Annotated in this window: 16 protein-coding genes; 10 read left to right on the top strand and 6 right to left on the bottom strand. The window is 43.8% G+C overall.

Annotation, left to right across the window (positions count from 1 at the left end):
- Positions 1-32: 32 nt before the first annotated feature.
- The 3 genes from QUB52_RS23705 to QUB52_RS23695 form a co-directional block, all read right to left on the bottom strand.
- Positions 33-200: a DUF433 domain-containing protein gene (locus tag QUB52_RS23705; RefSeq protein ID WP_332974909.1), complete on the bottom strand. Its 168-nt coding sequence runs from the start codon at positions 198-200 to the stop codon at positions 33-35.
- A gap of 129 nt (positions 201-329) precedes the next feature.
- The gene (locus QUB52_RS23700) at positions 330-992 is read right to left on the bottom strand and encodes a class I SAM-dependent methyltransferase (RefSeq protein WP_265239272.1); all 663 of its coding nucleotides are present in this window, start codon (positions 990-992) and stop codon (positions 330-332) included.
- Entirely contained in the window at positions 959-1357 is a 399-nt protein-coding gene (locus QUB52_RS23695; RefSeq protein WP_332974910.1) for a hypothetical protein, read from the bottom strand. Before QUB52_RS23695 ends, QUB52_RS23700 begins: the two co-directional genes overlap by 34 nt.
- A gap of 43 nt (positions 1358-1400) precedes the next feature.
- Between QUB52_RS23695 and QUB52_RS23690 the strand changes: the two genes are divergently transcribed.
- The 7 genes from QUB52_RS23690 to QUB52_RS23660 all read left to right on the top strand — a co-directional run bounded on the left by QUB52_RS23690 (position 1401) and on the right by QUB52_RS23660 (position 6189).
- Positions 1401-1871: a MarR family winged helix-turn-helix transcriptional regulator gene (locus QUB52_RS23690; protein WP_265239274.1), complete on the top strand. Its 471-nt coding sequence runs from the start codon at positions 1401-1403 to the stop codon at positions 1869-1871.
- Positions 1872-2034: 163 nt separating this feature from the next.
- Positions 2035-3717 carry an HlyD family secretion protein gene (locus tag QUB52_RS23685; protein ID WP_332974912.1) on the top strand — a complete coding sequence of 561 codons (1683 nt, stop codon included), beginning with the start codon at positions 2035-2037 and terminating at the stop codon, positions 3715-3717.
- 191 nt (positions 3718-3908) lie between these two features.
- Positions 3909-4541 carry a Panacea domain-containing protein gene (locus QUB52_RS23680; protein ID WP_332974913.1) on the top strand — a complete coding sequence of 211 codons (633 nt, stop codon included), beginning with the start codon at positions 3909-3911 and terminating at the stop codon, positions 4539-4541.
- Positions 4542-4691: 150 nt separating this feature from the next.
- Positions 4692-5036, top strand: coding sequence for a type II toxin-antitoxin system RelE/ParE family toxin (locus QUB52_RS23675; RefSeq protein ID WP_332974914.1), 345 nt, complete (start codon positions 4692-4694; stop codon positions 5034-5036).
- Positions 5008-5325: a helix-turn-helix domain-containing transcriptional regulator gene (locus tag QUB52_RS23670; RefSeq protein ID WP_332974915.1), complete on the top strand. Its 318-nt coding sequence runs from the start codon at positions 5008-5010 to the stop codon at positions 5323-5325. The genes QUB52_RS23675 and QUB52_RS23670 overlap by 29 nt, the downstream gene beginning before the upstream one ends.
- Before the next feature lie 130 nt (positions 5326-5455).
- A complete protein-coding gene (locus QUB52_RS23665) occupies positions 5456-5857 on the top strand; it encodes a hypothetical protein (RefSeq protein ID WP_332974916.1) in 402 nt (133 codons plus the stop codon).
- 41 nt (positions 5858-5898) lie between these two features.
- Positions 5899-6189 carry a hypothetical protein gene (locus QUB52_RS23660; protein ID WP_332976284.1) on the top strand — a complete coding sequence of 97 codons (291 nt, stop codon included), beginning with the start codon at positions 5899-5901 and terminating at the stop codon, positions 6187-6189.
- A gap of 231 nt (positions 6190-6420) precedes the next feature.
- On the opposite strand, the gene QUB52_RS23655 is transcribed toward QUB52_RS23660, so the two are convergent.
- Together QUB52_RS23655 and QUB52_RS23650 are read right to left on the bottom strand one after the other, a co-directional pair.
- Positions 6421-6798, bottom strand: a complete 378-nt coding sequence (locus QUB52_RS23655; protein ID WP_332974918.1) for a hypothetical protein — start codon at positions 6796-6798, stop codon at positions 6421-6423.
- A 19-nt stretch (positions 6799-6817) separates the two neighbouring features.
- A complete protein-coding gene (locus QUB52_RS23650) occupies positions 6818-7354 on the bottom strand; it encodes a DUF6232 family protein (protein ID WP_332974919.1) in 537 nt (178 codons plus the stop codon).
- Positions 7355-7672: 318 nt separating this feature from the next.
- On the opposite strand from QUB52_RS23650, the gene QUB52_RS23645 reads away from it, so the two are divergent.
- Positions 7673-9076, top strand: a complete 1404-nt coding sequence (locus QUB52_RS23645; RefSeq protein WP_332974921.1) for an NB-ARC domain-containing protein — start codon at positions 7673-7675, stop codon at positions 9074-9076.
- A 285-nt stretch (positions 9077-9361) separates the two neighbouring features.
- Positions 9362-11017: a SpoIID/LytB domain-containing protein gene (locus QUB52_RS23640; protein ID WP_332974922.1), complete on the top strand. Its 1656-nt coding sequence runs from the start codon at positions 9362-9364 to the stop codon at positions 11015-11017.
- A 326-nt stretch (positions 11018-11343) separates the two neighbouring features.
- Here the strand turns inward: QUB52_RS23640 and QUB52_RS23635 are convergent, their stop codons facing one another.
- The gene (locus QUB52_RS23635) at positions 11344-11643 is read right to left on the bottom strand and encodes a ferredoxin (RefSeq protein WP_265239261.1); all 300 of its coding nucleotides are present in this window, start codon (positions 11641-11643) and stop codon (positions 11344-11346) included.
- A 437-nt stretch (positions 11644-12080) separates the two neighbouring features.
- On the opposite strand from QUB52_RS23635, the gene QUB52_RS23630 reads away from it, so the two are divergent.
- Complete coding sequence (locus tag QUB52_RS23630) at positions 12081-13136, top strand: Gfo/Idh/MocA family protein (RefSeq protein WP_265239260.1); 1056 nt, start codon at positions 12081-12083, stop codon at positions 13134-13136.
- Positions 13137-13260 lie beyond the last annotated feature (124 nt).

Raw genomic sequence — 13260 nt, 5'->3', positions numbered from 1 at the left:
ATCCTTTCTCTTCGCTGTGCTTATCTCAACGGTCAACTTTCAATTTGATGTATTTGCCAAAGTGAGATGCACCCAGCATTCATACCTGAACTAAGTAATTCAATAATCAACTCTACTGGATATCGGAGAAAGCGAATACAGGGTTTTCCGTGACCGATATTTGGATCGAGTGTGATGCGTTGCAAAAGTTGGTTTTCCATATTTTAGAAGCAACTGCTAAATATATTCTAACTTAAAAAAGCGGAGCTTTCGATCGGTTTATAGTAAGGACTTTAGTCTTTATAAAAATCAGCGGACTAAAGTCCTCACTACAAACCTTAAAAAAAATCTTAACTTTGGCGATAAGCAACTACCGCATAAAACGGATCGCCGCTTCCTATTCGCAGCATTTGCATAAAACTCGGCAAGTTAGCCTTGCGAACAATTACTTCCGGCTTGCTAAATCCGGGTATATTCGTTCCTTTGACAGAATCAAAGTAACCCTTGACTAATTGTACCCGATCGCCCTCCGAACCTTCCCGCCAAGCCGCAATGGCTTTTTGATAAAACATCCGGTTGGAAAAGCTCATAATTGCTACGCCTCCGGGCTTCAAAATGCGGTGAATCTCGGCAAAAATCGCATCCGGGTGTTGCAAATACTGTACCGAAACACAGTTGACAACAGCGTCAAACTCTGCATCCGGCAGCGGCAATTTAGGATTTGCGTTCAAATTCTGTACAAAATAATGATTCAGTCTGCGATTCTTTGCCAACTCCTCTTGATTCATCCCGTGTCCTTCGACATGGGCAAATTGCATCTCGTCGGGGAAGTGAGAAACCCAACTGCTCATCATATCAAAAATCCGAGTATTCGGTTTCAGCCGTTCCCGATACAAATCGGTTAGTTGCTGAATAAATCCCTCGTCTACGTGCGTCACAAACCGGGGATCGGAGTAAAACAGTGTGTCGTCGGTGTCGTCTAACTTGGTGCGCTTAGAGGCTGGAAGCAACATAAATTCAGATCTGAAACTAGATTTACCCTTTCTAGTTTAAGAACAATTAAGAATTGTAAACACACTTCCCAAGGCGGACATCCGGCATTTGGGTGGTTGAGAGTGCGATCGATCGTAGTATTGACAGCTACACATCCCTCAATAACCTGTTTGATCACAGGCAAGATGCCTGTGCCACTGCCAAATTCAGGTATTGTGGAATGTTTGATCACAGGCAAGATGCCTGTGCCACTGCCAAATTTAGGTATTGTGGAATGTTTGATCACAGGCAAGATGCCTGTGGCACTGCCAAATTTAGGTATTGTGGAACGGGCCGGAGAGCCCGCAGAGCCAAAACCCTGGTCATACCCCTTGACATCTCCCAAAAAACATCTTACACTGATAATACGAACGCGAAGTAATAAACCTATGGTTACTACATCCACTGTCGATCGCACAAATCTAGCCCAGTGGCACGACGTTCTCGCCCCCCACAGCCTGGGCTACCGGATCAAACTGCTGGCACAGCTAGGTAGTCGCAGGCTACAAGAAGGACTCGAACCTTTTGGGCTGACACCTTTTCACTGGCTGGTACTGTGTTGCTTGTGGCAAGAAGACGGTTTGCCAACTTCTAGCATTGGCGACAAACTGCAACAGGTAGGCGGTACACTGACAGGCGTACTCGATCGCATGGAAGAAAGAGGCCTAGTCCGCCGGGAGAGAGACACGCGCGATCGCCGGATTTGGCGCATTTGGCTGACCGACTCCGGTACCCAAATGCAAGAGGTATTGCCCCCGTTGGTAGCTGTAATCCGCGATCGAGCTGTCGAAGGCATTCCAGAAGCCGATCGAGAACTTTTTTCTAAATTGATCGATCAGGCGATTCTCAATCTGTCCTAAACCGACAAATCGCTCTTTCGAGTGAAGCGCAGCAGCATCTACCACCCCTACACTACAAATAACCGAAAAATACTACGCACCCTTAAAACAAGCAGTCTTACTAAATAAAAACTACGTACCCTAAACAAACGACATCTTACTAAAGAATCAGGAGTCAAATACCATGAAAGACACAAACGAAATCAACCAAGCAGAATTCAACGGCAACGGCAACGGCAAAGCAGTAGCTGTATTAGAAAAGCCGATCGACGACACCATAGCAAAAAGCCTACCAGTAATCCCCGCCCCAGAAACAGAAGTCAGCGATCCCGCCGAGCTCAAAACCGGCCCCGAAACAGAAATCCAAGCACCCCTGGCACCGTCGGAAAAACCGAAGAAAAAAGCCCCAAAAGTGTTGATTTTAGCAGCGTTGGGCATTGGGGCGATCGCAGCAGGCAACTTCGGATACCACTACTGGCAATACGCCTCCATCCACCAAGAAACCGAAAACGCTACAGTTGCCGGACACATCCACCAAGTCAGCAGCCGCATCAACGGTACTGTCGGCGAAGTCTTAGTACAAGACAACCAACAAGTAAAACCCGGCCAACTGCTGATCAAACTTGACCCCCGCGACTACCAAGTTAAAGTCCAACAAGCCCAAGCAGCCTTAGAAAACGCCCGCCGCCAAGCTGAAGCAGCCGAAGCGAATATTTCCCTAGCCTCTCAAACCAGCCAAGGGAAAACAGCCCAAGCCCAAGGAGATATCGGCAGCGCCAACGCAGCCATTTCCACAGCCCAAGCAGCAATTAGAGAAGCTCAACAAGGCGTACCCGCGGCCCAAGCCGCAGTCGCAGAAGCTGAAGCTGGCGTGCCCGCAGCGCAAGCCAAAGTCGCCCAAGCTGAAGCCGGAATTCCCCAAGCTGAAGCCAAAGTGACGGAAGCGAAAGCAGGTATTGCCGCAGCGCAAGCTGAGTTAGTGCAAGCGCAAGCTAATCTAGTGAAAACGCAAGCTGATTATAGACGCTACGAAAGTTTGCAGCAAGAAGGTGCGATCGCCCGCCAGCAATTAGACGCATCCAAAGCAGCCTATGAAGTAGCTGTTGGCCAAACCACCGCCGCCCAACAAGGAATTGCCCAAGCTAGAGCGCGCTTAGCCCAAGCCAAGGAAGGCGTAACCGCAGCCCAAGCAGGAGTAGCCCAAGCTCAAGAAGGGGTAAAACAAGCTGAATCCCAAGTAGCGCGCGCCCAAGTTGGTATCGCCACCGCGCAAGCTAAAGTCGCTGTAGCGCAGGAAGGTATCACCACCGCGGCTGCTAAGCTTGCTACGTCGAAGGGCGGATTGCAACAGGCTGAAGCTACGGGTGAGCAAACTAAGGTCAGTCGATCGCAGTATGATGCTGCTAAGGCTGCGATCGGGCAATCGGAAGCCTCGGTTAAAGACGCTCAACTGCAACTTTCCTACACGAATATCACTGCACCCGCCGCTGGACAAATCGGGCGCAAATCCGTTGAAGTGGGGCAGCGGGTGCAGCCGGGAACTCCGTTAATGGCGATCGTAAGTAACGATTTGTGGGTAATTGCTAACTTCAAAGAAACGCAATTGGCAAACATGAAACCAGGCCAAAAAGTAGAAATCAAATTAGATGCTTTTGGTAGCCGTAAATTTGAAGGCCGTCTCGATAGTTTTTCCCCAGCTTCTGGCGCTCAATTCTCCTTATTGCCTCCCGACAATGCAACGGGAAACTTTACTAAAGTTGTGCAGCGGATTCCGGTGAAAGTTGTGTTTGATGCCGAAAGCATTAAAGGTTATGAATCGCGGATTGCACCGGGGATGTCTGCTACTGTAAACGTTGAATTGAAATAAAATCAGTAGCTAGTCTAAAATTATGTAATTCTTGTAGGGGTAGTGCCCCGTGGTTGTCCCGATTCAGGGTAGGCACGGGGCACTACCCCTACATTTGCACAAATGATTTAGGCTAGCTATATAATTTTAATTAAGAGTATTGTAAAATTGTTTGCTATAATTATTTAAGTCACCGCTAAGAAATGCTAGCCATGACCAAAACTGCTTCAATAAAAACTGAATATCAAGTAACTGTAAATTATCCAGTCTGGCAAAGAGTTGAGAAAATTGCTGAACAATTCAATTTGTCTGTTTCTGAACTATTAGAACATATCGCTAAGGGTGAACTGAAAATTGTTGCGGTTCCCAGTAATTCAGAAACACTGAACGATCGCGATATTGCAAATTATTTGATTTGGTTAGCCTCGCAATCCGATGTAAAAATCAACGCCTACAAGCTACAAAAACTCGTGTATTACGCTCAAGCTTGGCATTTAGCAATTTATGGCACGCCACTCTTTAATGCGGATTTTCAAGCGTGGGTTCACGGCCCGGTTATTCCTGACTTACTAGAGAAGTATCACAGCCAATTTAGCTGGGAACCAATTGCAGATAAAATCGAACAACCGAAACTTTCTGAAGAAATAGGGGAATTTCTGGAAGAGGTTGCAGAGGCCTATTTTGAGTATGATGATGAAACTTTGGAACGAATGATTTGCAGTGAAATGCCTTGGCTAGAAGCGAGACGAAATTTACTCAGAGAGGAATCTTGTCATGCCATTATTTCTCAAGAATCCATGAAACAATATTATTCGGCTCGTGTCAAAGAAGAAATCTCAGTCTAAAATTGTCCCTTAAGCACTCATTTTCTAAATAATAAACGATGAGGCTACTATGAATCAGGTAGCTCAAGTTATGCTAGGATACTCTTGCGAAAAGTAGTGACATGACACGCGATCGCTCCCATTAAAATCCTGATTGCCTATGCTAAAATTATGGAAGCTCAACCACGAGAAGTACAAAACTACCTGAAAGCCGACGGGACAAGTCCCTTTGAAGGATGGCTTGATTCCCTTCAAGATACTAAAACTGTATCTAAAATCAAGAAGCGACTGAGGCGAGTTGAGCTTGGCAATCTGGGAGATTATCGCTCAGTAGGAGCGGCAGTTTATGAACTTAAAATTGATTATGGCCCAGGCTATCGGGTTTATTTTGGACAAGTCGGGTTAACAGTTGTGTTGCTGCTATGTGGCGGTGATAAAAGCACTCAAGAACGAGATATTAGCCAAGCTAAAAAATACTGGAGAGATTATGAAAGAACTCAAAGTGCCAACAACTAGAAGCTACCACGAATACTTGATTTCTTCTCTAAAAACCCCCGAAAGTGCTGCTGGCTATATCGAGGCCATGTTGGAATTGGAGTCAGAAGGCCCCGAACCTGAATTGCTGCGAGCAGGACTTAAAGATGTGGTGGATGCTTATTTACAGATGAATGAGTTATCGGCGGGAGCTAAACTTATATATGAGAAATTAGATCGGATGTTGTCTGAGAGTGGGGGTGAAGAAATTTATGCTTTGATAACTCTACTAGATGAACTGGGGTTGCAGTTAGCTGTTAGAGTAAAATAGGTTAATTAATCAAAGAGTTAGGGGGATGCCTGCGGCTGGCTACACGCGCTTTGACTATCAGACCTGACTTTATTTCTATATTCTCACCAATAGCTATAGTATAATAGAAAATATTATCCTTATAAAAGCCATGTCTCAAGCAACATTAACTGATGTTTCCTTAGATCCAATATTAGAGCGTTTGACACAACTTACTAAACTGGAATCTGACTGGGATTCTTATGGGGCATTGCCAGTTTCGCCCGTTGCTTTTGTCAAAGCCTGTCAACTTCTCATTGATGTTAAATATTCTCTCTCAGCTTTAGTTGGCGATCGACTTTTACCATCAGATGCCGCACCAATTGCTGATGGTAGCCTACAACTGGAATGGCGGGGGCCGCACGGGAAACTAGAAGTGGAAATTAAGCCTGATGTGGATTTCAGCTATTTGCTAATCAAGGGTGAAGGAAGCGATAGAAAGTTTGAGGAGAAAAACCAGGTATCATTGTCTGAGGTCTTGAATGTTGTATCTCAGGTTTTGATTACAGAGTAAAAATTATGCTATATTAGAAAATATGAGTATCGATCGCAAAGATGGAATTCCTGACATTAAAAATGGAAACTCTGCTGTCAACCATAGTTATTATATTACAAATCGTGCTGATTTTTCTAATTTTACAGCGCGAATACCGCCTATTGCCAGAAGGTTTAGTTGTTCGATATCAACCTCAATCTTTACCGGAGAAAACAGAGCAGGAACAGGTCGGTTCAGAGAATTTGTGGGACAATCCGCCGCCAGCCTCAGAAGAATTGAAATTGACTGTTGCTGAATTTAAAAGTAAGTATGATAGGAGTGAGTCGTGGGATGGAGATTTTGTACTTTAAAAAGTTTTCCTAATTTCCAGAGAGAGGGTTTTGACTGTGGAGATGAGGAACGGGATCGCAAAAATGGAATTCCTCACCTCAGAATTAATTTAGTTTTTAAGAAGCGAGTGAGCTTTAAACAAAAAGTGATTGGGTTAAAAGATTGAAACCCAATCACTGCTGATAATTTAGACGTTTACCGGAGTGTAATGCAGGGTTCATGATTCAACCCAAGCTACAGTCAGTCACTTACTAACCTTCTTCCAGTAAACTTTCAAGCATTGGAGTCAGAATTTTGACAACCGGATTATTTGTAAGTTCCATTAGTGCTGCTACTCCACCCGCTTTCAAAGCTTTGATCACCTTTTCCTTTACATTAGGCTTTTTTTCAATTTCTTCAATAGCTTTTGCTGCAACTGCTGATTTTTCCGCAACCGTTGTTGTTGGGTAGGTCTGAGATAACTGATCTAAAAGCTGCTGGATTTCTTTGGCGGCCTCGGCAATAGTTTGCCTTTGTTCCGGTGAGTAATTGTTAATAGTCCCACCTATTTGATCAGCCTCTACTTTCTCACTGTAGCCAACACCTATTGAGGCGTGACTTTGGTCAAGATTTATTTTACGTTCTGACATAATTTATCCTTACCAAGTATTAACTATTATCTATTTGGCCACCTATTTGTCCAGATTGCAGTTGCTCAGCATAGCCAACACCTATTGTGGCATGAGTTTGGTTAATATTAATTACCTTGATATCTTCTGTGTCACTCTCCATAAATTCGCATAACTGTGAAATCACATCTCTCACGCCTGATTTATCTGCTGTGACAAATATCACATTGTCTCCAGAATTTACGTATAATTCAAGTCCTATTCGCTTCGGCTGCATCAAGTTGTCAATAACTCCAGCACATCCTAATACAGAGATTACTATTCCACTTTGTTGTAGAGTTTGATCGCTTTGTTTAACTAAAATAGCGCCCAAAATAAGTAATGTTAAGATAACTAAAGGATGGACTTTATAAGGTGTTTTGACATTGGCAAATCCAAATCCAGTAACATTGCGAAATTGATAAACATAAGAACCAAATTTAACTACTTTTTTGGTAACGAGTATAGGTTCTGGTTTGTCTATTACAAGAATTTTATCATTTTGTCTCTGTACTTTGTTTCCCGTACTTATACTCATGCCTTTTTCCTCCCTAGTGTATTTAAGGGTGTTATATCTTGCAGGTCAGATATGCTGACTGAAGTTAATATTTTTTAACTTTTACCTGCATAGCGTACTGCTATAGCTTGACTGGAAGTAATTATTTTATAACTGTATAATTATCATTATGTCTGATTTTATAATTTTTGTCTATTAATATTACGTAGCATTTAGTGTTGATTTATTTGATTTTAGTTGCCGTGAATCAGTGACAAATAGTAGGATTTAGTTGCCAAAGTATTAAACAGTAGGATAAAGTAGGATAAAATAGGTAAAACCAACCTCCCTACAGCACCTATGGAAGTTCAAGAAGTTTTAAAATTGGCTGACAACATCATATTCTCCAAAACGGGAAAGCATCTCGATAATCTACAAGAAGCCATTTTACGTGGCACTTGGCAACGTCAGAAATATCCAGAGATTGCCAAAACTTGCTACCGTAGCGAATCTCATGTCAAAAAGGTCGCATCAAAATTATGGAAGCTTTTATCAGAAACATTAGGCGAAGATATCAATCAATCTAATTTTAGATACACAGTGGAAAGATTGCAATTATCCATAGTTGAATCAAACTTTGGGAACTATTATGCACAAATTGATAATTTAAGTGTTTGTGACAACAATTCACATTCCTCAGAAAGCCCAACTAGAGAAAAACCTAATCAGCCAATTTATAACCAAACTCAATCTAAACTGCGATTGGACTTAGGCGACGCACCAGAACCCAGCCTATTCTATAACCGCACATCCGAACTCACCACCCTCAAACAGTGGATTTTGGAAAACCGCACCCGCCTCATCACCATATACGGCTTATCCGGCATTGGCAAAACCGCCCTAACTCTCCAACTAATCCCACAAATTCAACACGAATTCGATTATATTATTTACCGCAATCTCCGCAATTCTCCACCCCTGCAAACCCTCCAAACAAACCTAATTCAATTCCTCCAGCCTGATGCAGCCCCCGCCCCAGAAGAAAAAGCAACCGCAGCGGGATTGCCCCTACTTGAGTATTTGCGTTCATCCCGCTGTCTCCTAATCCTCGATGACGTACAAACAATCTTCACCAGCGGACAACTCGCAGGCCACTACCAACCAGGCTATGAAAATTACGGCACATTCTTCAAACAACTAGCAGAATCATCCCACAACAGTTGCTTAATTCTCCTCAGTTGGGAAAAACCCAGAGAAATTGCCGCCATAGAAGGCGAAAACCGCCCATGTAAATCGCTACAACTCAACGGTTTAGGCGCGGAAGCAGGGGAAATATTCAGAGAAAAAAGATTAGCAGAAGAGGAAAAATGGTCGCAACTGATTGACCTTTACCGAGGCAATCCCCTATGGTTAAATATAGTTGCAACTATGATTCAAGATTTATTCGGCGGCAGCGTTTCCGAGTTTCTCTCCTATGATACCCTATTTTTAGGTGATTTAGAATGTTTGCTGCATCAAAAGTGCGATCGGCTAACCGAACTAGAAAAACAAGTGATATCCTGGTTAGCTAGTGAAGCTGCACCAGTTGAAATATCAAAAATTTCAGCCAATCTCGAATTATCCCCATCATCCTTATTACAAGCTGTGCAATCTTTGGGACGGCGTTTATTAATTGAAAAAGTCAAACAAGGTGAGAAAACACTTTTCACACTCCAGCCTGTATTCATGGAGTATGTGAAAAACCAATTCCTAAAGTTTGGATAGTTTCAGGGCTTCTCATGGGGGGCTAGAAACCGGGTTTCTATGAAATTTTGTGTTTAGTCACGAGAAATCTACGAAGAAACCCGGTTTCACCAGAACACAACTATTTTGCAAGGTGCGTCGCTACTCGAAAAGTCGCTCTTTTTTAGGGATTTATCGCAGGCGACACACCCTACGACTAGCCAAAGTGTATTGGCCGATCTTCGGCAATTCCCCTATAGCAGCCGCCAAATGTGCTAACGTACAATCAAAACTCCCCAAATTTCAACTATCTGGAGACAGATAACTGTGTTCGCTCAAACACCTCCAAGTCCCAATTACAAATGGTTTAGCTGCATTTATAGCACTGTATTCACCGCATTGTGCCTGTTGCCCATTTTCAGCGCTGCGGGAAACGCCCAAACTCCCCAAAATAGACTAATCAAAATTGGCGTGGTGCAGCGGTTTGGTACTAAAGCCACCGACAAACTCACGCTGAAAGCATTACCGGGCGACAGCTTAACATTAAGTTACAAAACTCCTCAAGGCACAGAAACCAAAACTGCTCCCAGCATCAAGCTAGAAATTGCCAATAAACCCCTGCAATCGCCATTAGTAGAAGAACGGGTTGTTCTGAGTTCTCACCGCAGTTTTGAAAGCGCAGAAGATAGCGCTAATCAGTGGCGCGCTAAAGGCATTGATGTAGAAATTGCTCAACCTTTGCGCTGGCAAGTTTGGGCAAAAAGAGATACTTACAACTCTCCTATAGTGCGGCGCTGGTTGTTGCAAAGTTTGCAAGCTCAAGGTAACAAAACAGCTTTTTTGGATTCCAAAGTTATCAAACAAATACCTCAAGCATTTTGGATTTTAAATGGCTTTCGTTTCAACCGCAATGAGTTGGATGTGACTGCTGGAAAAAATACGATCGAGGTATTGGAACAAACTACCCAAGAGGCGACAGCTACTGAACTAGAAAAAGCTCTTCAACAAACTCGCCGTTATGGTGGCAGTTTGCACCTGCAAAAAAATTCTTACGGCACTTATACTTTAGTTAATGAGGTGCTGACTGAAACTTATTTGCGGGGTGTTGTTCCTCACGAAATTGGGGCTTTTTCGCCCTACGCTTCGATTGTCGCTCAAACTATTTTAGCGAGAACCTACGCCCTGAGAAATTTGCGCCGGTTTGCTGTGGATAATTATGAGTTGTGCGCTGATGTTAACTGTCAAGTTTATCAAGGTTTGACGGAGGTTTTTCCACAGAGCGATAAGGCGATCGCCCAAACAGCAGGTTTAGTCCTAACTTACGAAAATCAGCTAGTAGACGCGCTCTATTCAGCGTCTAGCGGCGGCGTGACAGCGACTTTTGGCGATGTGTGGCACGGCCCGGAACGTCCATATTTGCGATCGATCATCGATTCCCCCAAGAACGTCTGGGATTTGACAAAGCAGAGCTTGTCTGACGAAACCAACTTCCGCCGCTTTATGACTCTGAAAGCAGGGTTTAATGAGGAAAAAGAAGAAACCTTCCGCTGGCGTGAACAAGTTTCACTGACATCGATTGGTGGATTTTTGCGCCAGTATCTTCAGAAGAAAAAGCACCCGCTAGCTAATTTTAAAACTCTCACAAAAGTTGAAGTGGTGGAAAGGTCAGCCGCTGGTCGAGTTTTGCAAATGAAGGTACAAACTGATTTGGGCCCCATCGATATCGATAAAGATGAGATTCGCAATGCTTTTTACCCGCCGATTAGCACGCTTTTTTACCTAGAACCGATTTACAATGCTGATAAAACTCTGAACGGTTATGCTTTTGTCGGAGGCGGTTTCGGACACGGCGTGGGAATGAGTCAAACCGGTTCTTATAATTTAGCTAATTTGGGCTGGAATGGCGATCGAATTCTCGGCTTTTATTTTCCCGGCGCTCAAGTTGTGCCCCTCAACGATTCCATTACATTTTGGCGCGAATAGCATCAGATTCGCCATAAGATTCGGCGGTTGAAACCGCGTCTATACAAACAAAACCCGGATGGTGCGAGGGTTGAAGAGTGGCCGATAAAAATTACGTTATCTTCTTTCTTGAGTCCGCGGAGGCGGACATCGTTTGCGTAGATGCGGTTTCTAACCGCCGTCTGCTGCTGCGGAGATTTTTTGTATAGACGCGGTTTCTAACCGCCGTCTTTCTCTCTATCGCAGTCTTTCAACGCAAAAACCCAGTTTTTTAATGTAATTGAGCTATTTCAGCTTAATTACATTAAGAAACCGGGTTAATTAGCTCGACTGACGAGAATCCTTCCTTAGTAGAGGGCTTCTTCTTGGTGAGTTTCGATCGTACAATCAGACTTAGGATAAGCGACGCAGGTCAGAACAAATCCGGCTTCGATTTGGTCGTCATCTAAGAAAGATTGGTCAGATTGGTCAACTTCGCCCTTGGTGATTTTGCCGGCGCAGGTGGAGCAAGCTCCAGCGCGGCAAGAGTAAGGTAGGTCGAGTCCTGCTTCTTCGGCAGCATCAAGAATGTAAGTATCGTCATCAACCTCAATGGTCTGGTTGATTCCCTCGGCTTCGCTGATGAGGGTAACTTTGTAAGTTGCCATGCACTAAATCCTCTCAAAAATTCAACAATATTGATAAGTTTTCCTAATGCAAACTTCAATGCTCTATCAGCTTTGAGGTTAGCTCTTAGGTTTGTTCCCTCTATGATAGTAGGGGAAAGAAGTCAGCTTGCAACACTTATTTACAAAAAAATGAATGGGATTAGTTATAACTTTTTCTGATTTCATCTTGATTACTTATACCTATCTTGGACTCAGCGGTGTAATACTGTTCGCGCAAGACTTACGCAAAATAACCGGGTTTCGCGGAAAATCCTGTTTTGAGCCGTACAGCCCAAAAACTAGGGTTATTGGTATGCGTTGTATCGATCAACTTTCAGCCCAACTTGCTTAAATTTGTCCCCGCAGCATAAAATTTGGGCGATGGCATCCTAAACCCCATTACCGCCACTCTGTAACTATCTAAAACCTAAAATCCTATGACTCAAATTAATACTGGCATTGGTTTTGCAGTAAATTCTCCAATTCGCGTGGGGATTGTGGGTACTGGTTTTGCAGCTAAGTTGAGGGCCGAGATGCTGGTAGCTGACGTGCGATCGAACTTAGTCGCAGTCGCGGGCAACAACCCGCAGAAAACCGCAGCATTTTGTCAAGCATTCGGCGCGGAAGCTGAGGTTTCTTGGCGCAAGCTGGTGGAAAGAGACGACTTAGATTTGGTAATTGTCTGCACGGTAAACCGCGATCACGGGGCGATTACCCTGGCGGCGCTGGAAAATGACAAGCACGTTGTAGTCGAATATCCTCTATCTTTAGATGTATCTGAGGCCGAAAGGGCGATCGAACTTGCCGCCCAAAAACAAAAACTCCTCCACATCGAACACATCGAACTGTTAGGCGGTTTGCACTCCTCAATCAAAGAATCCTTACCATTAATCGGTAAAGTTTTTTATGCCCGCTACGTTACTATCGCTCCTCAGCGTAACGCGCCGCAGCGCTGGACTTTTCAGCATTCCCTATTTGGGTTTCCCTTAATTGGGGCAATTTCTCGACTGCACCGATTCACTGATTTGTTCGGCGAAGTCACAACCGTTAACTGTCAAACTCAATTTTGGGACACTAAGCCGGATTTCTACAAAGCTTGTTTGTGTAATGCACAGTTGCGCTTTGTCAATGGCGCTGTCGCTGAAGCTGTTTATGGCAAAGGAGAGACTTTTTGGCATTCAGAAAACATTTTTACCATCTACGGAGAAGCCGGAACCATGATTTTCACTCCCGAATCCGGTCAATTAATTCAGGGAGAAAATCGGCAGAATATCCCAGTAGGAACGCGGCGCGGTTTGTTTGCTAAGGATATGGATATGGTGTTAGACTGTTTATTAAACGGTACGCCTTTGTACGTCGAAAATACCAGTAGTTTGTACGCTTTGAAGGTGGCGGATGCTGCGAGGCGATCGAGCGAGACTAGGCAAAAAATGGCGATCGACAATTCATATAGCAGTTCGAGCGAAAAATCAGTTCATTCAGTTAACAGTTAACAGTTGACAGTTGACAGTTGACAAAAGAAGGAAGAGGATTGAAGCAATTAATCGTCTGATTTTAATTTTTCCCGCTCAGGGAGACGCTTTAAACCAATTGTTTTTGGTCATCAGAAACAAGCTT

This window comes from Microcoleus sp. A6-C6, from assembly GCF_036705955.1.
GTDB lineage: Bacteria > Cyanobacteriota > Cyanobacteriia > Cyanobacteriales > Microcoleaceae > Microcoleus.
This window is presented reverse-complemented; position numbering and strand designations above follow the sequence as displayed.

Excerpts from the sequence above, each read along its gene's own strand:
- QUB52_RS23705 (WP_332974909.1), bottom strand. The coding sequence starts at position 200 with ATGGAAAACCAACTTTTGCAACGCATCACACTCGATCCAAATATCGGT.
- QUB52_RS23700 (WP_265239272.1), bottom strand. The coding sequence starts at position 992 with ATGTTGCTTCCAGCCTCTAAGCGCACCAAGTTAGACGACACCGACGAC.
- QUB52_RS23690 (WP_265239274.1), top strand. The coding sequence starts at position 1,401 with ATGGTTACTACATCCACTGTCGATCGCACAAATCTAGCCCAGTGGCAC.
- QUB52_RS23685 (WP_332974912.1), top strand. The coding sequence starts at position 2,035 with ATGAAAGACACAAACGAAATCAACCAAGCAGAATTCAACGGCAACGGC.
- QUB52_RS23680 (WP_332974913.1), top strand. The coding sequence starts at position 3,909 with ATGACCAAAACTGCTTCAATAAAAACTGAATATCAAGTAACTGTAAAT.
- QUB52_RS23675 (WP_332974914.1), top strand. The coding sequence starts at position 4,692 with ATGGAAGCTCAACCACGAGAAGTACAAAACTACCTGAAAGCCGACGGG.
- QUB52_RS23670 (WP_332974915.1), top strand. The coding sequence starts at position 5,008 with ATGAAAGAACTCAAAGTGCCAACAACTAGAAGCTACCACGAATACTTG.
- QUB52_RS23665 (WP_332974916.1), top strand. The coding sequence starts at position 5,456 with ATGTCTCAAGCAACATTAACTGATGTTTCCTTAGATCCAATATTAGAG.
- QUB52_RS23660 (WP_332976284.1), top strand. The coding sequence starts at position 5,899 with ATGGAATTCCTGACATTAAAAATGGAAACTCTGCTGTCAACCATAGTT.
- QUB52_RS23655 (WP_332974918.1), bottom strand. The coding sequence starts at position 6,798 with ATGTCAGAACGTAAAATAAATCTTGACCAAAGTCACGCCTCAATAGGT.
- QUB52_RS23650 (WP_332974919.1), bottom strand. The coding sequence starts at position 7,354 with ATGAGTATAAGTACGGGAAACAAAGTACAGAGACAAAATGATAAAATT.
- QUB52_RS23645 (WP_332974921.1), top strand. The coding sequence starts at position 7,673 with ATGGAAGTTCAAGAAGTTTTAAAATTGGCTGACAACATCATATTCTCC.
- QUB52_RS23635 (WP_265239261.1), bottom strand. The coding sequence starts at position 11,643 with ATGGCAACTTACAAAGTTACCCTCATCAGCGAAGCCGAGGGAATCAAC.
- QUB52_RS23630 (WP_265239260.1), top strand. The coding sequence starts at position 12,081 with ATGACTCAAATTAATACTGGCATTGGTTTTGCAGTAAATTCTCCAATT.